At 64.7% G+C, this 207-nt stretch carries 1 pseudogene; it reads left to right on the top strand.

Annotation, left to right across the window (positions count from 1 at the left end):
• Window positions 1-207: pseudogene (locus ACLHZ1_RS20960) on the top strand (IS4 family transposase); the annotation flags it as partial.

The raw sequence follows: 207 nt of genomic DNA, 5'->3' as shown, positions 1-207 counted from the left end.
TGCTCCACGCCTGGCACACCACCGGCAGTGAGCGGCACTGGCTGCTGCCGCTCAAGAAGGGCACCCAATACGAGGTGGTGCGCAAGCTGGGGCGCCAGGATGCGCTGGTGCAGCTCAAGACCAGTCCACAGGCACGCAAAAAGTGGCCGCAACTGCCGGACACGGTGGAAGCTCGCTTGCTGACCCGCAGCATCAACGGCAAAGAGC

This window comes from Aeromonas sobria, assembly GCF_050266975.1.
GTDB lineage: Bacteria > Pseudomonadota > Gammaproteobacteria > Enterobacterales > Aeromonadaceae > Aeromonas > Aeromonas sobria_B.
This window is presented reverse-complemented; position numbering and strand designations above follow the sequence as displayed.